This is a genomic window from Lachnospira pectinoschiza (genome assembly GCF_020564355.1).
Classification (GTDB): domain Bacteria; phylum Bacillota; class Clostridia; order Lachnospirales; family Lachnospiraceae; genus Lachnospira; species Lachnospira intestinalis.
Genome location: NZ_JAJCRR010000007.1, coordinates 176,864 through 202,454, shown reverse-complemented (window position 1 = coordinate 202,454; position 25,591 = coordinate 176,864). Strand labels below are relative to the sequence as shown.

Below are 25,591 nucleotides of genomic sequence, written 5' to 3'. Positions count from 1 at the left end.
TGTTAAGCACGCCGCCAGCGTTCATCCTGAGCCAGGATCAAACTCTCATAAAAAGTGTTTGTCCGCCAGTTTTGAACAAACTAGCTTCAATAGTTTAGTTTCCGTTAAAACTTACTGTCTTAAAGGACGACATCTCATAATTTCTTATTTGATGTCAGTTCGTAAATTGAAAATTTCAAAGAATTTTCAGGGTTGTTTTACTGTTCAGTTATCAATGTTCGTTTATCAATGCCGGCTTAAAAGCCGTTGTTGATTTGTTTTATTTTGTTACCGCTGCGGGCTGTTTTGTTGCCCTCGCTCGCGGCGACTTGATTATAATATCACCAATGGGACAGGTTGTCAACATTATTTTTCAAGTTTTTTGTTATTTTTTTGAAAGTTTTTGCCTTGCCATCAAGAATTCCAGTGTTTATGCGGGTTTACGGTATTTTTACTTTTTTAAAACGAATGTGTAAAGCGCATTCCCTCGCCGGACGTGGCCACTTGCGACAAACTACAGCTTCGCGCGAGTGTGCATCACCGGCACATAATTCCTTTTATGTAATAGGGAATTCTATTGGAATTTCCTATTACATAAAAAAACAGACAACTACCGGAAATCATCCCGTTAGTTGTCTGCCAAATCATTTTATTCTTGGTGTTTCTTCTATATATTATTGTGCATCCGCTGCATATACATTTTCATTTTCTGCTTCTTTTTCCCTGAAGATATTTCTAAACAGGAAACGTACAAATGGTCCGGCAAAAAACAGCTGCCAGCAGAATGCCATCGGGAAGTTCAATACCGTTGTTTCTAACCACACGGCAATAATCTGTGAACCGGCATTTTTAAATAACAGTGTTGCCACCAGACTCATCAGCGGACACATCCATATTACAGATACTACAGAAATTGCCAGCACCAGATGAAAAGGATTGTCCTGTCCTACACGCACAATTTGGAACGCTTTCTTTTTTGCAAGATTTCCTACAATAAAGAAATCCAATACAAATGCAGCCGGTCCCATAATAACCAGTTCATGAAAAGCTGATAAAAAAACCTCGTTGCTCATTCCACCTATATTTAATGCAATGTTATAACAGATCATGGCATATACCATGACAAACACCATTAATATAGTAAATACTACTTCCTGAAACTTTGTTTTTGGCATAAAAAAATCCTCCTTAAAATAATACGTACATCATCAGAATTTCTGTGTTGTTCGTTATCATTCTAAGGAGAATGTGTCGTTTCCAATATAACCAATTATTCTGTTGTAACGTCTGTTATCTTACAATGTCTTTTATAGATTGTCAACATTTTTATGTCAGAATCCTCGTACGGAATTTCCCGTAAGACTTTTGCCATATAAGTTATAACAGACTTCTACTGTAACCGGATATCCTGAATATATTTAGAATTCACCATAATATATCTGCCACGCGTTCCCATCGGCAGCACGGATTCAATCGGCAGATCAAAATTCTGGGTAGTCAGCATTTTCCCTTTCAGATTCATAACCGAAAAAGTAGATGCATTACTCATCAATACACTTTTTCCGTCAAACTGTATTGTATCATATTGTGTATTAAATGTTGTTTCACAAACTTCTTTTGCGGATGTATCATAAACAACCAGCTTATAAATATCCCCTGAATCAGAATTTTTTAACACAATCCCAATATAACCGTTTCCAAAAAAGACCCGCTCGATTTCACTGTCAATCCGAATCTCTTTGGTCAGCGACGGATACTCTTTAATATGATAAATGCTCAATACATCTTCACCAACCGCAACTGCTGTCGTACTGTTTAAAAATTCAACATCACCGACAATTGTACTGTCATAATGGTTAAATCCACCTACTACACGCTCCGTTTCATTTTGTCCGACTTCCGAAAAGTTGTAAAAAACGACATTGGTCTTGATGCTTTCACCGCTGACATACAGATATGAAGCAATCAGTTTTGTTGCATCTTCTGAAATACTGATATCAAGCGGATATCCATCCCCTGCAAGCGTGGTCTTAACAGTGTAAATCTTACTGCCATCCGTATTATAGAGATTGATATAATTTGCCGTGGTATCTTCTAATACTGCCGCAACAATTCCCTGCTTTGCAACTTCTATCTGGGAAATTGACAGCGATGTATCTACAGAACCCACCATCCCCTGCACGCCAAACATATAAATTGTGCTTCCATTCACATCTCCGACGGCTGCCCATTCACCACACACTTTGATGTGCGGATTCTGCATGGAAAATGTCTGGTTCCATTCCGCAATACCTTTCGCATTATAATATGCCGCACCATCATTACTGTACCGGATATAACCATCTGCAAAAGCTTCATATTTTGCAGATTCTGTATCATCCCTGTTGACAGAATGAAGCACGGTGTACTGTGAATATGTACGTCCGTCCAGCAAAAACAATGCTGCAAGCACAAGAATAAAAACCGCTGCCGCCGTAATCAGACAGCCAACCAGTACATTTCGTCTGTGCCGCTTTATTTTTTCCTTGACATATTGTTCATCCAATGTATCTTTTTCTTCTTCCGGACTTCTAAGCCGGATTACCTTGCCAGAATCTGTCTGTTTTTTTTGTCCATTAAATCTGGACTTTCCTGATATAATATCAGCCATCCGATTATTCCTTTCTATCAAAGGCATTGCACCCTATACTGATATTTATTATACAGTATCAGACAAAATATTCAAGGAAGTTTTATCTCTTGTCCCACATATAATTGGTCCGCATCTTCTAAATGATTCAGCGCAATGACCTCACTGAATTTAGAAATGCTGCCATAATATTTTTTGCAGATGCCCATGACCGTATCCCCATCCTGAACCGTATAAGTTTCATACGCAGCGCCAGCCTGTACATCCTGTGCTGCTTCTGTCTGTACCTGCGGTGCTGTATCTGTTTCCTCAGCCTGTCCATTCTGTACCTGTCCACTGCCTGCATGATTAATTTCCGGATTTGCGGCTATACTGCTCTGACCGGAAGGCTGGGTATCCGGCACGACTCCCTCTGTCTGTACCGGCGGCTGCTGCACATCCGTCTGTGCAGACTCTGCCTGCCGGGTCGGATATACATTTCCATCCAGTTTATTTACCGATACAACGCCTCCGGCTGTATCCTCCCCCTCACTGCCATTGTCATTCATGTTGGACATCTGCAATGCAATACTGCTTAATGACTGATCCAGATTTTTCATTTTTTCATAGCTGTTCATCAGGTTAATACCGATTACCAGTACCACGACCACCATAAATGAACTGATACCGTACATAAAAACGGCATTTTTCTTTTGAAGCTTCTGTTCTTCTTTTTCGTTAATAATGGCACGGATTGATTTCATCACTTTATCTTTTTCCGGCGCCTCCACAGATTTTACACCGCGTTTTTGCAGCATATACTCCTGCATTTCATAATTCCTCTCATAAAAGCACACATAGCCTTTTTGTTTTTTCAAATCTCCGTTTTCAAACAAATAAAAATTCTCATCTTTTTCTGCCTTATTAATAAGGTACATCGTTTTCATGTTTCCCGCAAAATTATCCAGATGTACACGGCGCAGATACTGCATCCGTTCTGTTGTAACATCCGGAAGCGCAGCAAACCAGCCCACAACCTGCAAATTCGGAAAATATTTCTCAACATCTGCATAAATGCCATTCCACACTTTTTCATCAAAATAGATATCCTGTCTGCCGTCTTCCCCTGAATGTCTTGCCTTAATAACCCCTTTAATAAACAGACATTTTTCTTCACCGGATTTCTGACATTCTCCGAGGAGTACCCCCGATTGTTCTTCCTGCGGTGTTCCATAAGCAATTGAACGAATATATGTAAAAGCATAATCTTCTATATAAATTTTGCGGTCTGAACTGACATCTCCAATCTGCTTAATGTTTTTTGGTCTTCTGATTGCCGTATTTTTTTCATTTTTTTCGTTTTTCTCTTTTGCTTCATCATCTCCATTACAAATTATTTCTATCATAGCGGCTCCTCCTTTTGCCATACAGTATCTATCCTGCATATTATCACTGATAAAACAAAAATCTTATCACATTTTGTCACCCGCTAAAATTTTTTCTGTTTTTCTTTTTTCGCCGCATAAATTTTTCAAAAATTACATACATTAAAGTTATATTCTCTATGTGAAAGGACGACTTTTATGATTCATTACTTTGACGCTTCCCGCTTAACTGCTGTTGATTCGATATGTTTCCACCTGAATATACTGCTAAAAAAATATGTACTTCCCGGTCAGCCTGTCATTGTAATGTGCATTGGCAGCGACCGTTCTACCGGTGACAGTTTAGGTCCGCTTGTCGGCTATAAGTTGTCTAAATTTACGTTTGAAAATGTACATGTTTACGGCTGTCTGCAGTCACCGATTCATGCAGCTAACCTTTCTGCCGCCATTGATAAAATTCGTAGGCAACACTCGCGCCCTTTTATCATCGCCTTAGATGCATCTCTTGGCAAAAAAGAACACATCGGTTTTATCACCATCGGGACAGGCCCTTTAAAACCGGGACTTGGGGTTAAAAAAAAGCTGCCCGAAGTAGGAGATATCCATATTACCGGCATTGTAAACAATTCCGGCGCTACAGATCATGTCCTGCTTCAGACAACCCGTTTATCCATGATTATGACACTGGCAGATACGATTACTGCTGCGCTGGTTCAGACATTTCTTACAAATGCTTCTCCCGATACACTGCAAGTGCCTGCGCAACCGTTGCTGCACCGCCAGATATCATAACCTGTTTTAATTCCGTCAGTTTTTCAACTGTCACATATTCTTTCCCAAGATATGCTTCATAATTCGATGAAATATAGATGCGCTGTTCCTTTATCAGATTTTCCAGCTTTAAGTTCTCGGCTGATTTTTTATCCAGCTCTGCCTTCATTGCATTAATCCGCTCATTCTCCCTGCCTTCGATTTCTGCAATGATATCCGGCTTCACCGTCATTTCAAAATCTTCCAGCGCCTTTTCCTTTTCCTGTTCAATACGCTTCATATCTTCTCGGATTTCGTTCATTTTGTCATCGAACTCATGAAGTCCATACATTTCTTCATTACTGTCCGTTTTGATATTTTTTGCAATCTTCTTCATCTTTTTGTGGTTGCTGCGTATCTGTTCTTTGAGTTTTTTTGCCATGTCAATCGTTTCCGCATGACGTACAAGCGTCTTTTCCACAATCATCTTATTGGTAAAGGACTGGATTAAAATTACTACAACATAGTACAAAATCATTCCCCACAACGGAAACTGTGGTATTACGCTTAACAAAAAAGGAACTGCCGCATATACTAATGCGATACACAACAGGTAAATCAATACATCTGTCATGCGCTTTGTTCTGTAAAGTGCAATATAAATGCGGCTGTTACAAAACATCGGTATGTTTTCCTGTGCAAATGCATCTTTTACCTGATTTTTTAATGCTTCATTTTCCTTATGGATATGTGCTGTTTCCGCGGCAATGCGTTCTTTTACGCCTGCCAGCTTTGCTTTATCCCTCTTGTTTTGGACTTCCTTTAACTTTTCCCTGTCACCTGCGATTGCCTTGTCAAAGCCTGCGCAGACTGCATCCGAACTATCTTTGACTCTGCTGTCAATTTCATCCTGTACAGCCTGCTGTGCTTCTTTTGTGTTCTTTGCAATATCCCCGATGCTTTCAGCCAGTCTGCCCTGCCGCTCGATGGTTTCTTTATGCACATTTAAATCATTTATCATCTGGTCAAGAACATTTACATCACCAGCCAGTATATTCTGCTCTGCCATCATTTTCTCCATTCTTACACGTTACTTTATGGATTAAACGTCTATTACTGATGGTTCCGATAGAAATTAATCAGACATCCATCAAGAATAATCTGTCTTTCATCATCTGTAAGTTCACCAAGACGCAGTGTAAATTCTTTCATTTCTTTATTTACAACATATGCCTTTACTTCCGAAGTCTTTTCCTTTACTGCCTTTGCAATTTCAGGAATAAAGATATAATCTCCATTTGTAAACGGAAGACCGCCTTCATCAATAATAAATGGAAGCATACCCCAGTTAATCAGATTTGAACGGTATCTCTTTGTAGCGTATTCATTTGCGATATTTGCCCATCCGCCGAGAACCTTCTGACAGGATGCTGCCTGTTCTCTTGCTGAACCGTCGCCCGGTTTTACCGCAAAGATAGTGCTTCCGACACCGACATTTTCCTTACATACGTCATAAGTTTCTTTAATCTTGTGCATAATATCACGCAGCTCCGGTAAAGCTTCGCCCATGCACTGTCCGGCTTCTCTTGCTTTTTCTGCCTTCTGTACTTCCTTTGCACGGCCAACATATGCTGGGTCTTTTCTGGATAATGCAAACTCCGCAAGTCCTAACGGGTTAGAACGGAACGAAGAAGTTTCTCCGGAAGGAATCAGTTCATCTGTTGTTGTAACAGGGTCGTGAATTTCTGAAACCACTTTAATAATCAGATTTTCAGGTAATGCAACCATTTCCGGCCAGTCTTTGATGTTTGGTCCAAACTGGATTTCCTGATCCGGATCTGCAACACCCTTGCTGTCAAATACGCGGTTTGCATAAATTGTCTTATCAAAATGATAGGTCGGACCTGTAAATTCCACATCACAATCCGTTGCTGCTGTAAGATACCCCTTATTGGCTGCTGTTGCCGCAATAGAACGTGCATCCATTAATGCAACGGAAGCAATCTGTCCCTTCTGCAGCTTAGAACCTTCTCTGTTCGGGAAGTTTCTTGTAGAGTGTCTGATTGAGAATGCGTTATTTGCCGGTGTATCACCTGCGCCGAAGCACGGTCCGCAGAATGCTGTCTTTACGATTGCACCTGTTGCCATTAAGTCCGCAAGTCTTCCGTTCCGTGCAAGTTCCATATAAATCGGTGTACTTGCCGGATATACACTTAATGTAAATTCGTCTGCACCGATAGAACGTCCTCTTAAAATATCTGCTGCCGCACAGATGTTTTCAAAACCACCGCCTGCACAGCCCGCGATAATACCCTGATCCACATACAGCTTACCGTCATGAATCTTGTCTGTCAGCTTAAAGTCTACCTGTCCGTCTAAGCTGACAAGAGCCTTCTTTTCACAGTCGTGGAGAATATCTTCAAGATTTGCATTGAGCTCATCAATTGTATATGTATTGCTTGGATGGAACGGCATTGCAATCATCGGCTTAATCTTGCTTAAATCAACCTTTACTACACCATCATAGTACGCAACACTGCCTGGATTGAGTTCCTTATAGCTTTCGCTTCTTCCGTGAATATCATAAAATTCCTGAATCTTTTCATCTGTTCTCCAGATAGAAGAAAGACATGTTGTTTCAGTTGTCATAACATCAATACCGATTCTGAAATCTGCGCTTAAATTAGAAACACCCGGTCCTACAAATTCCATAACCTTATTCTTTACATAGCCGTTTCCGAATACCGCACCGATAATTGCAAGCGCAACGTCCTGAGGTCCTACACCCTTTGCCGGTTCTCCTGTCAGGTAGATTGCCACAACACCCGGCATATTAATATCATAAGTCTTATTCAGCAGCTGCTTAACAAGTTCCGGACCGCCTTCACCCATTGCCATAGTACCTAATGCACCATAACGGGTATGACTGTCAGAGCCTAAAATCATCTTACCGCCTTCTGCCAGCATTTCTCTTGCAAACTGGTGGATAACTGCCTGATGAGGTGGTACATAAATTCCGCCGTACTTCTTTGCACAGGTCAGACCAAACATATGGTCATCTTCATTAATTGTTCCACCAACGGCACAAAGACTGTTATGACAGTTGGTTAAAACATAAGGAATCGGGAACTTTTCCAATCCTGATGCTCTTGCTGTCTGTATAATACCGACAAATGTAATATCATGGGATGTCATTTTATCGAACTTAATCTTTAACTTGTCCATGCTGCCGGAAGTATTATGTGCATTTAAAATACCATAGGCAATTGTATTCTTTGCTGCTTCTTCCTTAGAAGGTGCTGCGTTTCCCAGCTTTGCTGAGAGTTCTGCTGCTGCATTGCTGCCATCTTCAATGATTTCTGTACCATTTAAAAGATAAGCGCCGCCTTTGCTTAATTCAATCATTCTCTACCTCTTTCCTGTCAATTGACAACTTCATATCTATTATTTTACTATCAAAATCTTTTTTGTGCAAGACCTTACAGACCTGCTGCAATTTTTTCCTTTAATTCGTTGATTTCATCAGCGTCTGCTTTGCCCGGAGTCCAGCCAATGTTTACGGTATCGCCCTTGTATCTTGGAATAATGTGCATATGGAAATGAAATACTGTCTGTCCTGCAATTTCACCATTATTCTGTACAATATTTAAACCTTCACAGCCCAGTGTTTCTTTCATTGCCTTTGCGACTTTTACCGCTACCTGAAATACATGTGCTGCTGTTGCATCGTCCATTGAGTAAATGTCATCAAAATGATTCTTCGGCAGAATCAGTACATGACCTTTTGATGCTGGATTCAAATCAAAAATCACTTTTACTACATCATCTTCATATAATGCATTGGTTGGAATATCCCCATTGCTTAACTTACAAAATATGCAATCGTCTTTTTTCATCGTCCCTGCCTCCATAAAATTTGTAACTTTTTGTCGAAATCCTTTTGTTTACAGGATTCTTCGACAAGTATATACTTTACTATGATAACGTAAACCAGTATTTATCGCAATGTATTTTTACACCAAACACCGATAAACCTGAAATTATTTCCCAAAAGCACCTGCAAAACAAGGAGAAAAGTAATAATATGAACAAAGAAGATTCTTTTTACATGGACACATTAGAAAAAACACAGCCTGAAACCTTTGATTTTATCAATCATCTCTCAGAACAGTGCCACAGTGAACTTTCCTTTGCTTCTCACGAAATCAATAACCAGCTCTCGTTTATCAGGAGTTCCTATCAGCTGATTTCCAAAAAGCACCCGGAAACCAAAGACTTTCCGTTCTGGGCAGAACTGGGCGATGCTGTAAACCACATCATTTCTTATATGGAACGCACCGGTCTGTACCGTTATAGTTTTAAATATGTTCCTGCAAAATTAAATCTTACGGAATTTCTTTATTCACTACCTGATGTCTTTGATGAACAATTCCCAAACCGCGCAAATGCCTTTCAGTTTGATACGGATACACGCAATATCTTTATCTGTGCCGATTCCAAACGACTGTTGTCCGCATTTTTGGAACTGCTTTCCAATGCCGCCGAAGCAGACAATTCCTGCGGCAGTATACAGATTCATTCCCATGTCAATGCCTGTGGTCATACGGTGACAGTATCTGTCACCGGAAAGGGCAGTCTTTCTGAAATTAATCCAAGTGAAATGCAGACCAATCCGCTGATTGATGCTGATGCACCGCTGACCGCACAGCTTAGCACTCCATTTTTCAGCACAAAAGAAAATCACGCCGGTCTTGGTCTGTCCATTGTAGCCCAGGTCTGCCACACACATCACGCAGGATTTGAACTTTACAGCCGGAACGGCTTTACAACTGCCGGCATCACTTTTCCGATTCTTGCAATGGATGATATGCGTAATACCATTTAAACACAAGTTTGGGTCTAGGCGGTAAAAGTAAATAATTCATCTAACATACGAAGTGTTTTTAAATTACCTCTTGCTGTCATCTCACCTGTCATAAAGGCTTTGTGGAATGAACTTCTTCCGTCAATCAATTTATCAAAAGTATCTTTATCCATTCTGCAGATTACATCTGCTGCCGGATTTTCACCAAATGATACATTGACCCGTCCGCCTGACGCATCAATCAGAATATTCTTGTTCTTATCTGTAATTGTCAGCATATACGAACTGTTAACACGGCACTGCGGATTAACATGCTGCATAAAAGAATCAATATAATAATGATCCCCGCCGTTTTTCTCATCGGTCAGCAGTTCTTTGTATATGCTTGCAAGTGATTCAATATCTTTTTTCTGTGTCTGTACAAATTCATCATCTGATGCATACTTTGACAGCTGTTCACTTTCCTGTGGTGTAAAATTAATCGTATCTTTAATAACATTATTTTTAATTGCCTGGCTGCTTGTCGGCAGTCCTTTTCTTTTCTGTGAAACTGTTCTGTAGATTGTTTCCGCATAATTTTCGATAATCCCCACATAATCTGAATTAAATTCAAATTCCGTCGTATCATCTACATAGGCATTCAGCGCCGGTGCTACCCGTCCGCCGATAATTTCCCACGAATTTGCAAGAGCAAGCGAAACCTCACGTTCGCCATATGTCTTTGCCATAACAACCGGGAACATGTAGACCTTTCCAATCTGGTCCTTATCCCCATACAGCCAGCAGGAATCCAGAAAACTCTGCATATATCCGCCCATTCCAAGCCATTCAACTGTTGTTGCCAGTACGACTGCATCTGCTTCCGTGACTGTCTGTGACAATGTCGTAATTGTATTTTTCATCTCGTAGAGATTGTATCTTGTAACATTTACATTGAGTTCTTCTAATACTTCCTGGATTTTACCCATTACAAAAATTGTAGGGTCATCTACCATACCCCTGCCGCCATAATAAATATTAACTTTCATCAAATTCTCCATTCCTGAGCGAACCTGTCACAATGCATCCATGAAAAAACTCCGCCCGTTTTTCATCTGCCATCAGGGCTATCTGCTTTCGCCCAAAAACAATATAGCCAACATCAAGTTACTGCTTTTAAATGCAGCACAACTATGGAGAATATAGCATAAATACTAGCTTTTTTCAACCTTGTACAGGAGGTTTGCAAAACCTACCATATCTCCGTCAGATAAAAGCTGCCGTTCCTTTGGCAAAAGCCGTCTGCCGTTTAAAAATGTGCCGTTTGTAGAGTTCATATCTTCCAGATAGAAAGCACCGTCTTCTCTGTAAATACACGCATGAAGCCTGCTTATTAATTCACTGTGAATCACTATACTGCAATATGCCGCCATATTTCCGATTGCACACGGAAATGTATCCGGCAAAAGGCGTTCTTCATAATAGCTTTCCAGTTCCTGTCCGTTTTGAAGCACCAGTGTAAGATTCAGATCTTTCTTTTTCTGCAGATAATCGGAAAGCAGTATCGTATTGCTTCCCGCTGCTTCTTTTGGAGGTTCATACGGTTTCTGCCCTTTTTCATTATTTTTCGGCTCTTCTTCCTCCTCAGGAACAAATGAATATTTCTTTTCCTGTGTAAGCTGCGTAAGTTCTCCCATTTCTTTTAATTTTTTTCTTTTTTTCTGCAGGAAAACACCTCCCGCACAACCTGCCAGAATTAAAAAGACACAAAAATATACGCTCATATCAATAACTGCCATTTCCGGAAACAACAGCACTGCTGCCGCATAAACCGTCAGTACTGCACAGATACCTATACCCACTTCTATTCCCCATATCTTGTGAACCGGCTGCTTTTCTTCTTCTGTCACTACACGCTCCGGTGCAACCTCTTCAATTACTACCGGTTCATCCTGCTGTATATGCGGAAATTCAATTGTCTTTTCTTTTTCCGGTAAATGACTGCTTTCTTTTGTAAGCTGCTCCAGACAGTGTATTTTATAATTACCGTCTATAATTTTCTGATAGATTTCATAAACTCTCATCTGATTCTTACAATCTGTTCCATGCTGATAATGCTCCAGGATAAATTCAAACAATCCTTTTAACATCGTCTGGAATTCCCTGTTGGCATCCGGGCAGTATACATACCGTATCTCTTTATCCGATACATTCAGATACATATACTCCGGCAGAATCAAAACACAGCTGATATCCAAAAGATACATATCCACCGCTTTTGTAAGCGTATCAATACTTTTACAAATACACACAATATCTTCCCATGTCATCTTTCCAAACTCATATAGCTTTGAAAGCGGCTTTTTGAACGTGACATCATAATAATAATAAGTCTGGTTATTTATACTTCTCATACTGATATCTAACAGCCCCGGAATATCGTTATTCAACAGCATTTTAATCTGATACCCCGTTTTTTGATTTTCCATCGCCTGTATTGTAAGATAACTTGTATTATTTTCATATTCATATCCGATTTTATCCATATTCATTTCCCCGCCTATGAATCCCCCAGCATCTTTTTTACTGCCCGCAGTCTGCGGATATCATCCGGTGGATAACTTCTTTTCAGCTTTTCCTTTCTACAAATATTTTTTCCCAGTCCCGGCACAAATGTCAGCTGAAACCGCGCACCGCACTCCGCCTCAATTTCTTCTCCCGTTACATGAAAGGATATATTGACATTTTCAAGCATGACTGCTTTTTCTAAAATATAGGACTGCATCTGTCCGCAAAGCTGCTGCTTTCCCGTCTGTTCTTCCCCTGCTTCTTTTAAAATATTTTTCTCTAAAATAACCGTTCCCTGAATGAGTGCATTTTTTATGATTATATTGTCATGCAGATACAGCCCTGCTCCCATTAGAAAGACAATTATCATTGTAAATAGCGGAATTAAAAATACATTTTCAAGTGTAAAAGATGCCCGCACCCTTGCCCCCGGCCTTTTAAACTGCTTCTTTAGCTCTACGCTGCTTTGCATTACAATCCCCTCCAGACTACTGCCAGAAAGACAAACGGAATGACCGGCATTGACGTCTTTTTGTCCACTCTTCCAGTCATCATCAGAATCAGCCCGCAAAGCCCCATCAGCAGTAAAGCCGCAAGAAATATGCCCAGTATACGGACAATTCCGCCCACAAGCCCCAAAAACAATATAATAATACCGTCCGCTGCTCCCAGCTGTTTTGTCCATACACAAATAAGCAGTACCATAATACCAAACAACACACCCAGAAATGTATCTGCTTCTATCGACTGTCTTAAAATGCCGGTCCGGACTGCCTGTATGGTACACACCAGTCCAAACAGCACCAGCTTCCACACCGTTACTGCCTTATATTTTAAATCCTCTGCTGCCAGCAGTCCGAGCACTACCATAATTACACCTGCCATTTACCACTTCTCCCTCCTTCATCCTGTATTTCTTTCCGATTTTCCCTTTATCCGGAATTATATCCCGCACACTTTGAGCAGGCGCTTTTATCCTGCACTTCTGACAGTGGTACGGAAAAAATGCTTCTTTTTAAGCCACTGCAGTTTTTATCATAATGGTACTTTTCTCCATAATCTGTAATATAAATACCGCTGCCGCTTCTTTTTCCACACCGTTCACACAGATAATACTTTGCTCCGGAACTGTTACGCGCTGTATCCAGCTGTTCCTGTGTAATCTGCCGTATGGACGGATTCAGGTATGTACACTGACGGCTCTTGTGATAAACAGTTCCCTGCGCCGTAATATACACCCGCTCTTTACTGCTGTCTGTATCCGCAAAATCTTCTCCTGATGTCTGCCCCAGCCACGCTGCACTTGAACACTGCTGGGTAATATCTACCGTTCCAATGCCAAACACATCAAACGGATTATTTAACTGATATGACACTTTTATGCTGATTTCATTATTCAATTCTTCCGAGAACCCTGCATAAACCCGTATGCCGGACTGTCCCCGGCTGATTCTGTTCTGACTTATATACTCTCCGGGCAGACTGCTTAATAAATACTGCTTTGCAAGCGCCGAAGTCACTGCTTTTTTAGCTGTTGCACCGGAAAAACGCTCTGTCCTTTCTACTGCATAAGCGTATGCTGCAAGCTGTCTTGTACTGTTATACATTGCCTTATACATTGTGCTTTTAATTCCTATAATCTGAATAACATAAGCAACTGCCAGCACCGCATAGATATAGAGTGGAATAACAAGTGACGCTTCCACTGTTGCAGAAGCCGGTAAAAACACCCTTTTACTCCGTTTTGGCGCAAATACAGTCAGGACTATCCGTTTATCCTTTTCTTTTTTATTTTTCTTAAATTGATGTACGGTAATAAAAGGGCATGTCTACCACCTCCTGCCTGTGTGTTTTATCCGGATTTTAAATTCCCATATTTTAACCGTAATGATAACTGCACGTTTTTTCATAGCTGTGCGGTATTGTTCCGATTTTAAAAGCCGCCCTGCTTTGTGCACCGTAAATATAGTTTTTCAGGCGAAAGTCCGTATTTCCCAGTTCTATCATTCTGATTTCCATGGCTGACATTGTCCGGTAATATTTTTTTTGTTCATTTTGCAGTAAAAACAGCATTTTTAAATATTCTTCATATGACAACCCTTTCTCATCACTGTATTCCTGGTTCAAATCCACAGACAGCAGTTCCTGTAAGGACAGCTTCCAGTTTTGTCTTGTCTTCACCGGTTCAATGTTGCCGCCCCGGTACAGCTGTTTTAATTCCACAATACTCTCCCCATATGCCCATACACCTAAAATGACATACTGCGCCGCTTTTACTGCCGCCATATTTCCTGTAAATCCGACCAGCGACGTAGCAACTGCATAAGCTTCTGCCTTTTTTTCTGAATCGGTAAGCAGATATGCCATATTCACGCCTTCACGCATCAGGGACAGTTCTGTCATTCCCTGCTGTAAGTTTTCCTTATCAGAGGTTTTTCCGTATAAAATATACTCAAGCATATAATCAAGCTGCTTCTGCGTTTGTGTTTCAAGTGTTTTATCTTCTTTGAGATAGTCTGTATACGATGCAAATTCCATAAACAGATATTCGTTGTATAAAACCTTATTGGAGATACTTTCTGATTTTTTCTGCGCCCCGCGCTGATATAATGTATCTGCAAGATTTTCATAAGTGATTTCTTTATCCGAAACCTGCTGACCCGTTATCCGTTCCACCATTGTGCTCTTTAACTGCTTGAATACATTCCGCACACTTTTTAATCCTTCTGCATTCTGCGGCACATTGATTGCTGAATACTGTGAAACCAGTTCTTCTCCATTCAAATCCGGCAGACATTCTTCCAGATTGTAAAGCACCTCCTCTACCTGCATACTGTTTTCCTGTGTAAGTTCTTTTGGCAGGCCATGCATCTGCTCTCTGACTGTCTCTATCCCCTCTTTGTCTGCATAGAGTGCATTTTTAACTGCTTCTATATCACACTGCCCGTTCCTGTCATCATTCCTGATAAAAGAATCTATGTCCTGCATTAGCCCATTATATAAATCATCACTGAACTGTTCTTTTTTTTGCTCTGCCTTACTTTTACAAAATTCTGCCTGCTTTTGTACCTTTTCCCGCTGGTTTTCATACACTTCTGTCTGTTCCAGTGCCGCCTGTATTTTTTCCTGTATTTCTTCCAGTTCGTTATTTAATGCGGTCCGGTTTCTTTTATAAAAATCCTGTACATCCTGTGGTTCTTCCTCGTCTGATACTTCCTCATATAGATCGATATCCTCTTTTACATCCGACACATACTGCAGTGCGTTATCCACAGAAATTTGTCCGGTCCGTTCTATTATCCCCAGCACCGCTTCCTCTTGTTCACAAAATACTTCCTCACATTTTCCGATTTCCTGTGTTATTTCATTAAGGGCTTCCGACTGCTTCTTCTGCTTTTCCAGCTCCTGCTGCTGTAAAATCTTTTCCTGCGGTATATTGTAAACACCATACTTCATGTAAGACAGAATTTCCTGATTGATACATTCCCCGGCGTCATCTGTCATATAAGTAAATGAATCCAGACTGCCCGCAGTCACACGCGTCCGGCTGCCCGGCTGTACATTTTTTTGTCCCTCTGCGGTCTGTGTATTTTTCTTTAAATACTGTAAAAATACACTTTGTAACTGTTCACTTTCCTGCAGAGCAAAGATGTCAAATTCTTCCAGTAATTCACTTGAATACCCTGCAAATACAGCTTCCATGGAAAGCACTGATGCCATTTCCACTCTTACCCGGCCGGCAGACACTGCCGCCGACCGGATACAGGTGCAAATAAGTGTTATGACAAGAAAAACTGAAAGTGCCGCATAAACTGTAATCTGTGCTTTTACTTTTTTGTTCATCCGGTCTGCACTCCTATTTAAATTACCTTTGCCTGCGATGATATCTTTTTTAAGATTGTGTTTACAACGCTTGTAATCTCTTTCTTAAAAATCGCCACAAGACTCACCAGTACTACGATAATAAGTATGATTTCTACTACTCCCATACCATCTTCCTCTTTTAAAAATGTTTTAAATCCCCGTTTCATAACTGCTCCTTTCCGCCGTTTGGCCTATGTTTATTTTAAAATGTCTGAAAAGACACTATTGCCGGAAACATCAGCATCGCCATTACTGTCATCAGCATAAGAATCATTGGAAACAGGAGTTTTGTCCCTGCTTCTTCACCTTTTTTCTTTGCCAGATTTTTGTGCTGCTCAAATGCCGACTGCGACTCCTGCTCTAAAAGCTTTAAAATATCTGTCGTTCCTTTTTTTACATTCTGGGACAAAAGCGATGCCAGTTTTAAGTATTCTTTTGTATCACACCTCCTTGCAAACCGCTCATATGCGCTTCGTTCCGGGACTCCCGTATTCATCTCTGCACAAGTTCTTACCATTTCTTCATAAACATACCTTTTTCCGCCGCATGGTTTTTTCTGATAATCACCGGCAATTTTTTCCCATGCCCTGCGAATCGTCATTCCCGCTCCTGCAAGCAGCACCAGCTTTGAAATCACTTCGGCATAGTCATACGTAAGCTGCTCCTTTCTTCTCTTTTCAGCCTGCATCTTCTGTTCTTTTTTACGAAAGCTTAATAACAGCGGTACAAGCAGCAGTCCGCATAATCCTAAAATGCCGGATTTCTGTACCGGACTGCTCTGATAAGTTACCTTCATGCCGTGTATGGTATCCGGCAGTGTAAGTACCTCCTCTTGTGAGTTCTTTTCAAGCTGTGTCAGTACATTTACAATTCCTGTCTGCTTTTGTTCTGCCGTATCATACTGTGCTTCCCATACAACTGCCTCTATCGGATATTCACACCGGTACTCTCCGTATTTTAATATCAGAACTAACCGGACTGTTTCTTTTTGTCCCGGCTCAAATTCTGTATTGTACACGGTTCCATCTGTATCAATAACCGCAGTATCCTCTGAATACCACTCTGCCGTTACCGGATAGTCCTGTGATTCTGTCACAAGTTTTAAATTCTGCCGCACACAGGAAAGACTTTCATTGCCGGAAACCATTTCCTGTAAAATCTGTTCATACACTGTATCAAAAATACCTTCTATCTGCTGTGCATCATACTGTCTGGGTGATACCTCCAGTTCCATCAAAAAAGGCTTTTCCTCTCCTTCTGCAAGCACCTCCAGTTCGATATTGTCTGCACTGTCTGTATAATCCGGCCGTACAATTGTCTGTGTCTGCGACTGCTCTTTTCCGCCTGTCTTTAAAATCGCAATACAGAGTATCCCCGCCAGCACTGCCGCATACAGCATATAACCTGACTTTCCGGATTTTACTTCTGTCTTAAACTTATACTTCAATTTCGACAATTTTTCCTGCAATATAATCCGCTCCTATATATACCATAAGAGAAATACTCATCATCAGCACACCTGCCGGATTTCCGTATAGTGGGCAGATAAAATCCCACGCTGTCAGTTTCATATACACCAGCAGAAAAAACGGAACGGCACTCATGACCTTCTGTTCCATCTTCTTTCCGCTGATGATGGTCTGTATTTCATTATAGGTTTCATTTTTTTCACGAATGGTTTCTGCCGTATGACGGATAATTGCAATTAAATCACCGCCATACCGTTTGGCATACCGGAATACTGCCGCAAAATACTCAATGTCTGCGACTCCGCTTTTTTTAGCGAATTCCTCTAAAACATCTTCGATATTTTCATTTCTCTCCAGACGATTGATAATTCTTTGGAATTCCGTAACGATTTCACTGTTTTCCCCATATAAAAGACGCATTTCCACAATTGCTTCTTTCCACGCATTTTCTATGGAGTACCCTGAATTTAAAGAAAAAGCCACTGACTGCATTCCGTCCTTAAACTGCATTTTCAGCCGCTCCCTGCGCTGTTTATGCAGTTCTTCCGATTTGATTTTTAAACGGAAATGCAAATACGGACACAGCACTGCTGCTGCCAGTAAATTGTGATAAAAGATATCGGCTGTTATCAATAACAAACCAATGCCAGACAGGGTAATCTTTAAAAAATCCCTTAAAGAAATGTCATAACGTCTGTAAATCCATGCGGCTGCGGTACTTTTCTTAATATCCGGTAATTCCTGCCGCAGCCATTTTGGCATTGTTTTCCAGCGTTTCCGCCCTTCGTACCAATTTTCCTTCCACTTTTCCATCTTCTCCTTTCCCCTGCTCCTCAAATTCATAAATTGTCCGGAGCGGAATCTCTCCATTCTGTAAATTTAAAACTTCTGCAATCTGCAATACTTTTCTTGATTTATCGCGCATTCTTCCCAGATGTACAATCAAATCAATTGCTGATGCAATCTGCTGTTTAACGGCTGCCGACGGCATATCCATTCCCATAAGCACCATTGTTTCCAGTCTGGAAATCATATCTTTTGCACTGTTGCTGTGTCCCGTGGAAAGACTTCCGTCATGACCCGTATTCATTGCCTGAAGCATATCAATTGCCTCTGCCCCGCGGATTTCACCAACAATAATCCTGTCCGGACGCATACGCAGGCTTGCCTTTAACAAATCCCGGATAGTCACTTCGTTTTTCCCCTCTACATTGGCATTTCTTGCTTCCAGCCGCACAAGATTTGCTGCATTTTTAATCTGTAATTCTGCTGAATCTTCTATGGTAATAATGCGTTCATCTTTGGGAATAAAATTAGACAGTGCGTTTAAAAAGGTTGTTTTTCCACACCCTGTACCTCCGCTGATAAAGATATTGTAACCTGCACGCACCGCTTTTTCCAAAAACTGTGCCGCCTCTTTGGTTATTGCTCCCATACCGGTCAGGCGTTCTATGGTCAGCGGTGTGTCGTAAAATTTACGAATTGTAATGACCGGCCCGTTTAGCGCAACCGGCGGCAGTACAATACTCACTCTTGAACCGTCCTCCAGATGGGTGTCCAGTATCGGAACAGATTCGTTTACCAGTCTGTTTGACACTGCCGCAATCCGCTGTGCCACATCACTTAACCGCGCCTTATTTTCAAAATGCTTACTGCACCGTTCCAGTCTGCCGCACCTTTCCAGAAAAATATCCTGCGTTCCGTTGACCATAATCTCTGTAATGGAATCGTCTTCCAAAAGTTCCTGTAATACATCCAATCCACGGATTGCGGCAAATATTTCTCGGTGGATACTTTCCCGCTCCTCAAGCGCAAGCTGTATATCCTGTTTCTGTCTGATCTTCTCATCAATTATCTGTCCGAGCCGTTCATCGGAAATTTCTTCTCCGCAGTCTAACTGTTCATAAATTTCACTTCTGATTCCATCTGTTGTTTTACGGATTTTTTGCTGCCTGTCCTGTAAATAATGCCCTAACAAATCCATTCATTTCTTCTCCCTCCCTGCTTCCAATGTACGCCGCATTAAATTGCAGATTATTCTGCGGCAGTTCCACTTTTTCAATCCGGTTCCACAAATGCTCCATTCCTGCCATCAGCAGATACTTTTCAAATGCCTGCACCTTTCTGACCGAAATATAATCCTGCCGGACCGGCATATAGACCCTGCTGCACGCAAAAATCATTTTCCACTGTGATGCGACCGCAGACGAAATTTCCAGAACAACTTTCTGATAGCCGCACTCCTTTGCAATTTTCAAGAAAAATTCCGTCAGTTCCTGTGTCTGCATACTGCTGATATCCTGCGCAAATTCCACCGGCGCAATATAATCAAAACCCGGCAGACTCACAATCATCTGTTTCATCTGTTCTGTCACTTTTGCACCCGCGTTTCTGTAGTAATATATCATATCTGATAAGTTTTCCCTGTCCTGTGCGGCAAGAACTTCTTCAAGCCCCGAAAATGCTTCCAGATTACAATACAGTGTTCTGCCGCTTTCTGCCATTACCTGTGTCAGACTCAGTGCAAATGCACTCCGCAAAGGTTCATAGACCGGAGAATATACGCCTATCAGTTCAACATCTTCCTGCTTTTGTTCTTTTCCGCCCAAAAACTGGATAATTTCCCTTAAAATTGAATCTGCTGGCTGGTATTTGTATATTTCCCGCACTTCTGTGGTATTTCCGGATTTATTTTCCCCTGCTGTCTTTTGTTCTTCTGTCAGCACCAGCATTTTTTTTGCTTGTTTTTCACACGGCTTTTCTGCGCCGTATTCACAGCACGTTTCACTGACAACCATCATATCTGCCGTATGATGCTCCAGATAAATCTCCATTTCATCTGCACGGGTAAATAACTGAACGCCAAACGGCAGATTTTTGTGTCTGCTGATGGCACACATCAACCGCTTTCCATACTGCTCATCCGTATCAAAAATAATACAATTTTCCTGCACACCTACCTTCTCCTTTCCGCTATTTCTCTGCTTCCTTGTCTTTTTACTCCGGGGTCTTTTCTCACCCCGCCTTTCACTCCTCTGTTTTTCCCTGCTGTCTTGTGCCCCTCTTACTTTTTGTGACTGTGTTATTAAAACATAAGCCACCCCGTTACCAGCTCCGCCGCAAAAACTGCTGCTCCAAAATGCATAACATGCAGACGGACTGATGTACAATTCATCACATTCATTTCACGTTTTTTAAGCTTTCCACTTAAAATCCCTGCAAGCCCCATGCCGGATGCGATTAAAAATGCAAGCACCGTAATCTTCCAGACCGGTCTGCCCCATATAAATCCTGTCACGGCAAGGAGTTTTACATCCCCTGCTCCGATACCTCCAATCAGATAAACCATATACAATACACCCAATACACTAAATCCCGCTGTCAGTTGTTCTGCACACACACCTCCCATCATCCACTCATACGCCATACATCCTGCTGCCCCGAGTAACCCCACTAAAATCTGCCGGTTGCCGATTTTAAAATTCCGCAGATCCTGAACCATGGCGCAAAATGCCAGTAACAATGCCATACCTGCACGGATTTCCGGTAAATACGAAACCATCCAGTTCCTCCTTAAAAATTTTTCCTTTTTTTGTATATTCAGACGGCTGTCTGTCTATACTGAAAATATAATATAGTCGTCGATTATATTTGCAAATCATTCTATTAACGAACTATAAAGTGAGGGATTCTTAGTGAAATTATTAAAAAAGAATAATAAGCCTGTCACGCAGGAAAACCAGTACCTCTTGCAGGAAATCGCCCTGACAAAGAGAGCTTTAAGCGCCGCTTATTCAAACTTTGACAACGCTACCGACCCGGATCTGATTGACTGCTATATCTATCAGGTCAACTCCGAACAGAAGCGTTATAAATATCTTCTGCAAAAAGCAAAAGAATATGAAAAATCATCTGCAAAGACTGTTCATATCGCAGATGTATGATGTATTGTATACGTATAATACACCTTTTGAATCTATTTGTCAATACTTATTCTTATATTTTTAGAGTATATTATAATCATAGGAATTTTGTACACTAATCCATATTTCTGAATGACTTTGTGACACAGGAGATTTTTCATCTGCCATCAGAGAGATTTGTTTTCGCTCAGAAACAAATCCCTGCATGAAAAAAGGACAGATACACCGTATCTGTCCTGATTTATCCTATTACCGTTCCGTTGTTTCTTCTTTTTCCAAAAGCTCCAGCGCTTCTTTTTCATCGGTTTCCTTCCGGGAAATCTTTTTTCTTGGCTTTCCGTAAAAATAAAGGCTGCAAAGTCCCGCAAGCAGGCCGCCCGCAAGCGGTGCCACAAGAAATACCCAGACCTGTGAAAGAGCCTTTACATCACCAAAAACTGCCTTTACAAAGGCTGTACCAAAGCTTTTTGCCGGATTGATTCCTGCGCCTGTAAGTACCAGTCCAAACAGTTCTGCCATGCAAAATGCCATACCGGCTACCAGCCCTGCCACATTTTTGTACGCTGTTTTCGCCGTCACACAGAGAAATGCCAGCACAAAGACAAATGTCAAGAGCAGCTCCGTAACAAATGCACCCCAGACATTAATTTTTAAGAAAGCTGATGTATCTGCATAACCATTTGTGCCAAGTCCGACCAAATCATATCCATAGGACTGATACTGGGATATTACCTGTGCGTCAAATGACTTTGACAATCCATACAGGGCAAATGCCGCTGCAAGTGCGCCAAACACCTGTGATACCACATAACCCATAAAATCCACGACACTGAGCCTTCCGGCAATCAGCATGCCCGCCGACACTGCCGGATTACAATGTGCTCCCGATACCGTGCCAAAAACGTATAACAGCACCGCCACCGTAAAACCGGCTGTCAGCGCAATGCCGACAACACCGAGATACCCCGCATATCCACCCGTGAATGAGACTGCCCCGCATACCATAAATGTCAGGATAAATGTGCCGAGAAATTCTGCCAGATATTTTTTCATTTTCCTGTAATCCTCCATTTTTTATTTTTAACTCATCAGGCGTGCCAGAAAAACACTTGCTGCAATTCCCGCTGCTGTCGATACAAGTGCTCCCGCAAGCGTCCACCGCGTCTTTCGCACCTTTGCCGCCAGAAAATAGACCGACATTGTATAAAATATCGTTTCTGTACAGCTCATCATAATGGATGTAATCAGTCCTATGTAAGAATCCGTTCCATATTCCCGGAACAAATCCAGTGATAACCCCGTTGCCGCCGAAGAACTGAACATTCTGACGATAATCAGAGGAATCATCTGTGAGGGAATCCCAAACAGGTCTGTCAGTATTCCGATCTTTGCGGAAATCCACGCAAGGAAACCGGATGCCCGCAAAATTCCAACTGCCATCATCAGTCCAATCAGTGTCGGAAGAATGGACACCACCGTTTTCATGCCGTCTTTTGCACCTTCAACAAATACATCATAGACATCCGTCTGATGTATGATTCCGTCCACAACCACATAAAAAATAATGAGTGGAATAATAAATGCGGATACTGCAACGATAAATCCCATGAAACCACCGTCATTTTGTACATTATTATAAATATATGACGTCAGTACAAATGTTATGCCGATTTTCCTGCCATTATCTTACAAAATACAATCGCAGCCAGTGTACTGACTGTGGTCGCAAGAATTGCCGGTGCTACAATTGCCGTCGGATTCACACTGCCGTACTGGCTGCGGTATGCAATAATATTGACCGGAATCAGCTGAATCGAAGAAATATTAATTACAAGAAAGGTACACATATCTGTGCTGGCGCGGCTGTTTTCCACGTTTAACTCTGAAAGCGCTTTCATTGCACGCAGTCCCGCCGGTGTCGCCGCCCAGCCAAGCCCTAAAAAATTGGCGATGACATTGGTGGTAATATGCTGCATCGCATCGTGGTCTTTTGGTACACCCGGAAACAGCCACTGCATCAATGGCAGAATCGCTTTGGTACATTTATCAATCAGTCCTGAGCGATTGGCAATTTCCATAAGCCCCGTCCAAAGAGACATCACACCAAGCATGGTAATGCACAACGTAACCGCTTCTTTTGCCGAATCGAGCGCTCCGTCCGATACAGCTGTCATATTGCCGGTAAAAGCGCCGTATACAATTCCGATTACAATCATTGCCGCCCACAAATAATTTAACATGCTGCTCCATTTCCACATGAAATCATGAAATATACTAAATTCATCTTCAATATATGCGTAAATTTTCTGCCGCATGTCTGTTATCCGTTTATCTTTTGGCGTGTTCTTCTTTAAATTTTAAAATCATTTCTCTTGTCAGGCTGATGCCGTCATCTTCGAGTTCAAGGTCATCTGCATGGGCCCATTTCCCGACAGACAGCTCATCTTCCTGCAAGCTGATTGTATCGTCACCGTCCAGTTCGCAAAAAAATCCCGCAAGCAGCGAACCGCTTAACGCCCACGGCTGGCTCTTGTAATACCGGATATTTTTTACGTGAAGCCCTACTTCTTCCATGACTTCCCGCTCTACGGTCTGTTCCAGCGTTTCTCCGATTTCCGTAAATCCGGCAACCAGCGCATAATTTTTATATGTTCTTCCCGCATATTTGGTGAGCAATATTCTGTCCCCGTCTGTCACGCCGATAATCACCGCCGGACAAATTTTCGGGAACACCATATTGTTGCAGCACATGCATCGCACCATGCGTTCCTTTTTATCGTGTACCATCGGTTTTCCGCATCTGCCGCAGAAACGGTTGTCACGGTACCAGCCATATAAATGATATGCCGTAATCGCTGCAAATGCCCTGTATTTCGGTACGGCACTGCGGAAGATATTGACACCTAAAAAATCATAGCCGTCTAATTCGCTTTGATATTCCTCATGCACTTTCGCATCGGAAAGCTCTCCCTGAAAGCTACCCTCCAGCACTTCTCCTTTGCGCATTGCCAGAAAATACTGGATTTCATCGACAGACAATACATAAATAAACGTGTATTTTGCCGCATCTGTCTGTGTGCAGAATTCTTCGTAATCAGGATAATAAATTTTTTCATCCTGCCATTTTGCAAGCACACTGGAACCCTCAAATAAAAGAATAATATCGCTTTTCTGCGGTGTCAGCCACCTGAACTGATTGTCCAGATGGCGTGGTAAAATATCCTGAATCATCGGTATTGTCCTCTCTTTATTTAGAAGTAAACCAGTTCGTCTGCCGGTGCTTCTGCCGGCTCTACCTTCTGCACATAAAGAACCGGACCTTTTTTCTTATATGCCATCTGGAACTCATATGCAATCTGTGCCGTTACTGTAATCCACTGTCTGTTTTCAAGAGAAGATATTTTATCGTAAAAGCTGATATAACCGATAAAGGAAGTATCCTCTGCACAACAGGTCATGACCTTTCTGCCCGGTACAAAATTTTTGTCTTTAAAATATTTATTTTTTAAAACCTGCCCCTTAAAGCGTACGGTTTTACCCTTATACACTTCAGGGCGCTCGGAAACGTCCATGTACCAGATGCCGTAATCGCAGTCATCGACCTCAATCACATTTGCATTGACATCATACGGAAGCTGCTCTGCAATGGACATCATATCGCCGTTTTTGTCTTCAAAGACTATCTGTACATATGAATTTAACGCTTTCATGCTTCTTCTGTAGCTGCCAAGATCCATGCCGCTGCTGCAGCGGTTAAAAATAACCATATCTACATTTTTTACCATTTCAGCCATGATGGATTTCATATTTGCCCACTGTACACCGAAGGTTTCTGCATTCACCAGTGTAATGGACTGGTAAATCTGCCAGCCAAACGGCTTTGCAGTTCCCATTAAAAGTGCCGGGTCCCACATGCCGTTGTACTCGACAATAACAATCCATGGGTCATACTGCTTATCCAGTTCTTTTAACTTTTCTTCGGTTAAATCTTCTTTTTCAAGTACAACCATGCTCACACCGTTATCTTTGAGCATTTTTTCATCGTACTCCTCCTCGCCTTCTTCGCATACAATAAGCAGCTTATTTTTTGCTTCCGCAAACTGTCCCATCTCAATTGTTTCTGTTATAAAACGGGTCTTTCCGCTGTCTAACTGTCCGTTTATAAAAAATATCGGAATCTGGTATTCTTCTTCTGCCATGTG

At 41.6% G+C, this 25,591-nt stretch carries 26 protein-coding genes; 3 read left to right on the top strand and 23 right to left on the bottom strand.

Translation table 11 applies throughout. From position 1 onward, the window contains the following. Nucleotides 1-653: 653 nt before the first annotated feature. The 3 genes from LI288_RS13960 to LI288_RS13950 all read right to left on the bottom strand — a co-directional run bounded on the left by LI288_RS13960 (nucleotide 654) and on the right by LI288_RS13950 (nucleotide 3,993). On the bottom strand, nucleotides 654-1,154 hold the full coding sequence (locus LI288_RS13960; protein WP_227091047.1) for a DUF2798 domain-containing protein: 501 nt from the start codon (nucleotides 1,152-1,154) through the stop codon (nucleotides 654-656). A gap of 215 nt (nucleotides 1,155-1,369) precedes the next feature. Then, nucleotides 1,370-2,629, bottom strand: a complete 1,260-nt coding sequence (locus LI288_RS13955) for a DUF5711 family protein (RefSeq protein ID WP_227091045.1) — start codon at nucleotides 2,627-2,629, stop codon at nucleotides 1,370-1,372. Between the two features lie 71 nt (nucleotides 2,630-2,700). Then, nucleotides 2,701-3,993: a LysM peptidoglycan-binding domain-containing protein gene (locus LI288_RS13950; protein ID WP_227091043.1), complete on the bottom strand. Its 1,293-nt coding sequence runs from the start codon at nucleotides 3,991-3,993 to the stop codon at nucleotides 2,701-2,703. A gap of 177 nt (nucleotides 3,994-4,170) precedes the next feature. On the opposite strand from LI288_RS13950, the gene yyaC reads away from it, so the two are divergent. Then, nucleotides 4,171-4,764, top strand: coding sequence for a spore protease YyaC (gene yyaC / locus LI288_RS13945; protein WP_022432353.1), 594 nt, complete (start codon nucleotides 4,171-4,173; stop codon nucleotides 4,762-4,764). Here the strand turns inward: yyaC and LI288_RS13940 are convergent. The 3 genes from LI288_RS13940 to LI288_RS13930 all read right to left on the bottom strand — a co-directional run bounded on the left by LI288_RS13940 (nucleotide 4,697) and on the right by LI288_RS13930 (nucleotide 8,618). Further along, the gene (locus LI288_RS13940) at nucleotides 4,697-5,791 is read right to left on the bottom strand and encodes a hypothetical protein (protein WP_022432354.1); all 1,095 of its coding nucleotides are present in this window, start codon (nucleotides 5,789-5,791) and stop codon (nucleotides 4,697-4,699) included. The two genes, yyaC and LI288_RS13940, sit on opposite strands and share 68 nt — an antisense overlap. Before the next feature lie 44 nt (nucleotides 5,792-5,835). Then, on the bottom strand, nucleotides 5,836-8,127 hold the full coding sequence (locus tag LI288_RS13935; protein ID WP_022432355.1) for a hydratase: 2,292 nt from the start codon (nucleotides 8,125-8,127) through the stop codon (nucleotides 5,836-5,838). 74 nt (nucleotides 8,128-8,201) lie between these two features. Then, entirely contained in the window at nucleotides 8,202-8,618 is a 417-nt protein-coding gene (locus LI288_RS13930; RefSeq protein ID WP_022432356.1) for an HIT family protein, read from the bottom strand. Nucleotides 8,619-8,806: 188 nt separating this feature from the next. Between LI288_RS13930 and LI288_RS13925 the strand changes: the two genes are divergently transcribed. Continuing rightward, complete coding sequence (locus tag LI288_RS13925) at nucleotides 8,807-9,607, top strand: ATP-binding protein (protein WP_227091041.1); 801 nt, start codon at nucleotides 8,807-8,809, stop codon at nucleotides 9,605-9,607. 14 nt (nucleotides 9,608-9,621) lie between these two features. Here the strand turns inward: LI288_RS13925 and LI288_RS13920 are convergent, their stop codons facing one another. The 12 genes from LI288_RS13920 to LI288_RS13865 all read right to left on the bottom strand — a co-directional run bounded on the left by LI288_RS13920 (nucleotide 9,622) and on the right by LI288_RS13865 (nucleotide 21,028). After that, nucleotides 9,622-10,614 (bottom strand): SCP2 sterol-binding domain-containing protein, encoded by a 993-nt coding sequence (locus LI288_RS13920; RefSeq protein WP_227091039.1) that lies wholly within the window; start codon nucleotides 10,612-10,614, stop codon nucleotides 9,622-9,624. A gap of 165 nt (nucleotides 10,615-10,779) precedes the next feature. After that, nucleotides 10,780-12,111, bottom strand: coding sequence for a DUF6382 domain-containing protein (locus tag LI288_RS13915; RefSeq protein ID WP_227091037.1), 1,332 nt, complete (start codon nucleotides 12,109-12,111; stop codon nucleotides 10,780-10,782). Between the two features lie 14 nt (nucleotides 12,112-12,125). Further along, nucleotides 12,126-12,605: a hypothetical protein gene (locus tag LI288_RS13910; protein ID WP_227091036.1), complete on the bottom strand. Its 480-nt coding sequence runs from the start codon at nucleotides 12,603-12,605 to the stop codon at nucleotides 12,126-12,128. After that, on the bottom strand, nucleotides 12,605-13,018 hold the full coding sequence (locus LI288_RS13905) for a hypothetical protein (RefSeq protein ID WP_227091034.1): 414 nt from the start codon (nucleotides 13,016-13,018) through the stop codon (nucleotides 12,605-12,607). Before LI288_RS13905 ends, LI288_RS13910 begins: the two co-directional genes overlap by 1 nt. A 47-nt stretch (nucleotides 13,019-13,065) precedes the next feature. After that, nucleotides 13,066-13,863, bottom strand: coding sequence for a hypothetical protein (locus LI288_RS13900; RefSeq protein WP_227091032.1), 798 nt, complete (start codon nucleotides 13,861-13,863; stop codon nucleotides 13,066-13,068). A 148-nt stretch (nucleotides 13,864-14,011) separates the two neighbouring features. After that, nucleotides 14,012-15,976: a DUF5702 domain-containing protein gene (locus LI288_RS13895; RefSeq protein WP_227091030.1), complete on the bottom strand. Its 1,965-nt coding sequence runs from the start codon at nucleotides 15,974-15,976 to the stop codon at nucleotides 14,012-14,014. A 17-nt stretch (nucleotides 15,977-15,993) separates the two neighbouring features. Then, on the bottom strand, nucleotides 15,994-16,164 hold the full coding sequence (locus LI288_RS13890) for a Flp1 family type IVb pilin (RefSeq protein ID WP_022432364.1): 171 nt from the start codon (nucleotides 16,162-16,164) through the stop codon (nucleotides 15,994-15,996). A 35-nt stretch (nucleotides 16,165-16,199) separates the two neighbouring features. Next, on the bottom strand, nucleotides 16,200-17,453 hold the full coding sequence (locus LI288_RS13885) for a hypothetical protein (protein ID WP_227091027.1): 1,254 nt from the start codon (nucleotides 17,451-17,453) through the stop codon (nucleotides 16,200-16,202). Further along, the gene (locus LI288_RS13880; RefSeq protein WP_227091025.1) at nucleotides 17,434-18,228 is read right to left on the bottom strand and encodes a type II secretion system F family protein; all 795 of its coding nucleotides are present in this window, start codon (nucleotides 18,226-18,228) and stop codon (nucleotides 17,434-17,436) included. The genes LI288_RS13885 and LI288_RS13880 overlap by 20 nt, the downstream gene beginning before the upstream one ends. Beyond that, entirely contained in the window at nucleotides 18,191-19,450 is a 1,260-nt protein-coding gene (locus LI288_RS13875; RefSeq protein WP_022432367.1) for a CpaF family protein, read from the bottom strand. The genes LI288_RS13880 and LI288_RS13875 overlap by 38 nt, the downstream gene beginning before the upstream one ends. Further along, entirely contained in the window at nucleotides 19,401-20,420 is a 1,020-nt protein-coding gene (locus LI288_RS13870; RefSeq protein WP_227091023.1) for a hypothetical protein, read from the bottom strand. The genes LI288_RS13875 and LI288_RS13870 overlap by 50 nt, the downstream gene beginning before the upstream one ends. Before the next feature lie 131 nt (nucleotides 20,421-20,551). Then, nucleotides 20,552-21,028, bottom strand: a complete 477-nt coding sequence (locus LI288_RS13865) for a prepilin peptidase (protein ID WP_227091021.1) — start codon at nucleotides 21,026-21,028, stop codon at nucleotides 20,552-20,554. Nucleotides 21,029-21,161: 133 nt separating this feature from the next. Between LI288_RS13865 and LI288_RS13860 the strand changes: the two genes are divergently transcribed. Next, nucleotides 21,162-21,410, top strand: coding sequence for a YaaL family protein (locus tag LI288_RS13860; protein ID WP_022432370.1), 249 nt, complete (start codon nucleotides 21,162-21,164; stop codon nucleotides 21,408-21,410). Nucleotides 21,411-21,638: 228 nt separating this feature from the next. Here LI288_RS13860 and LI288_RS13855 read toward each other — a convergent pair whose 3' ends face one another. From LI288_RS13855 to LI288_RS13835, 5 genes are all read right to left on the bottom strand, one after another. Next, complete coding sequence (locus tag LI288_RS13855) at nucleotides 21,639-22,442, bottom strand: MIP/aquaporin family protein (protein ID WP_227091018.1); 804 nt, start codon at nucleotides 22,440-22,442, stop codon at nucleotides 21,639-21,641. Nucleotides 22,443-22,469: 27 nt separating this feature from the next. After that, nucleotides 22,470-22,997 carry a spore maturation protein gene (locus LI288_RS13850; protein ID WP_227091016.1) on the bottom strand — a complete coding sequence of 176 codons (528 nt, stop codon included), beginning with the start codon at nucleotides 22,995-22,997 and terminating at the stop codon, nucleotides 22,470-22,472. Nucleotides 22,998-23,050: 53 nt separating this feature from the next. Next, nucleotides 23,051-23,629, bottom strand: a complete 579-nt coding sequence (locus LI288_RS13845) for a nucleoside recognition domain-containing protein (RefSeq protein WP_227091062.1) — start codon at nucleotides 23,627-23,629, stop codon at nucleotides 23,051-23,053. An 88-nt stretch (nucleotides 23,630-23,717) separates the two neighbouring features. After that, nucleotides 23,718-24,620, bottom strand: coding sequence for an NAD(+) diphosphatase (nudC, locus tag LI288_RS13840; RefSeq protein ID WP_022432374.1), 903 nt, complete (start codon nucleotides 24,618-24,620; stop codon nucleotides 23,718-23,720). Between the two features lie 20 nt (nucleotides 24,621-24,640). Beyond that, nucleotides 24,641-25,588, bottom strand: a complete 948-nt coding sequence (locus LI288_RS13835) for a TIGR03943 family putative permease subunit (RefSeq protein WP_022432375.1) — start codon at nucleotides 25,586-25,588, stop codon at nucleotides 24,641-24,643. Nucleotides 25,589-25,591 lie beyond the last annotated feature (3 nt).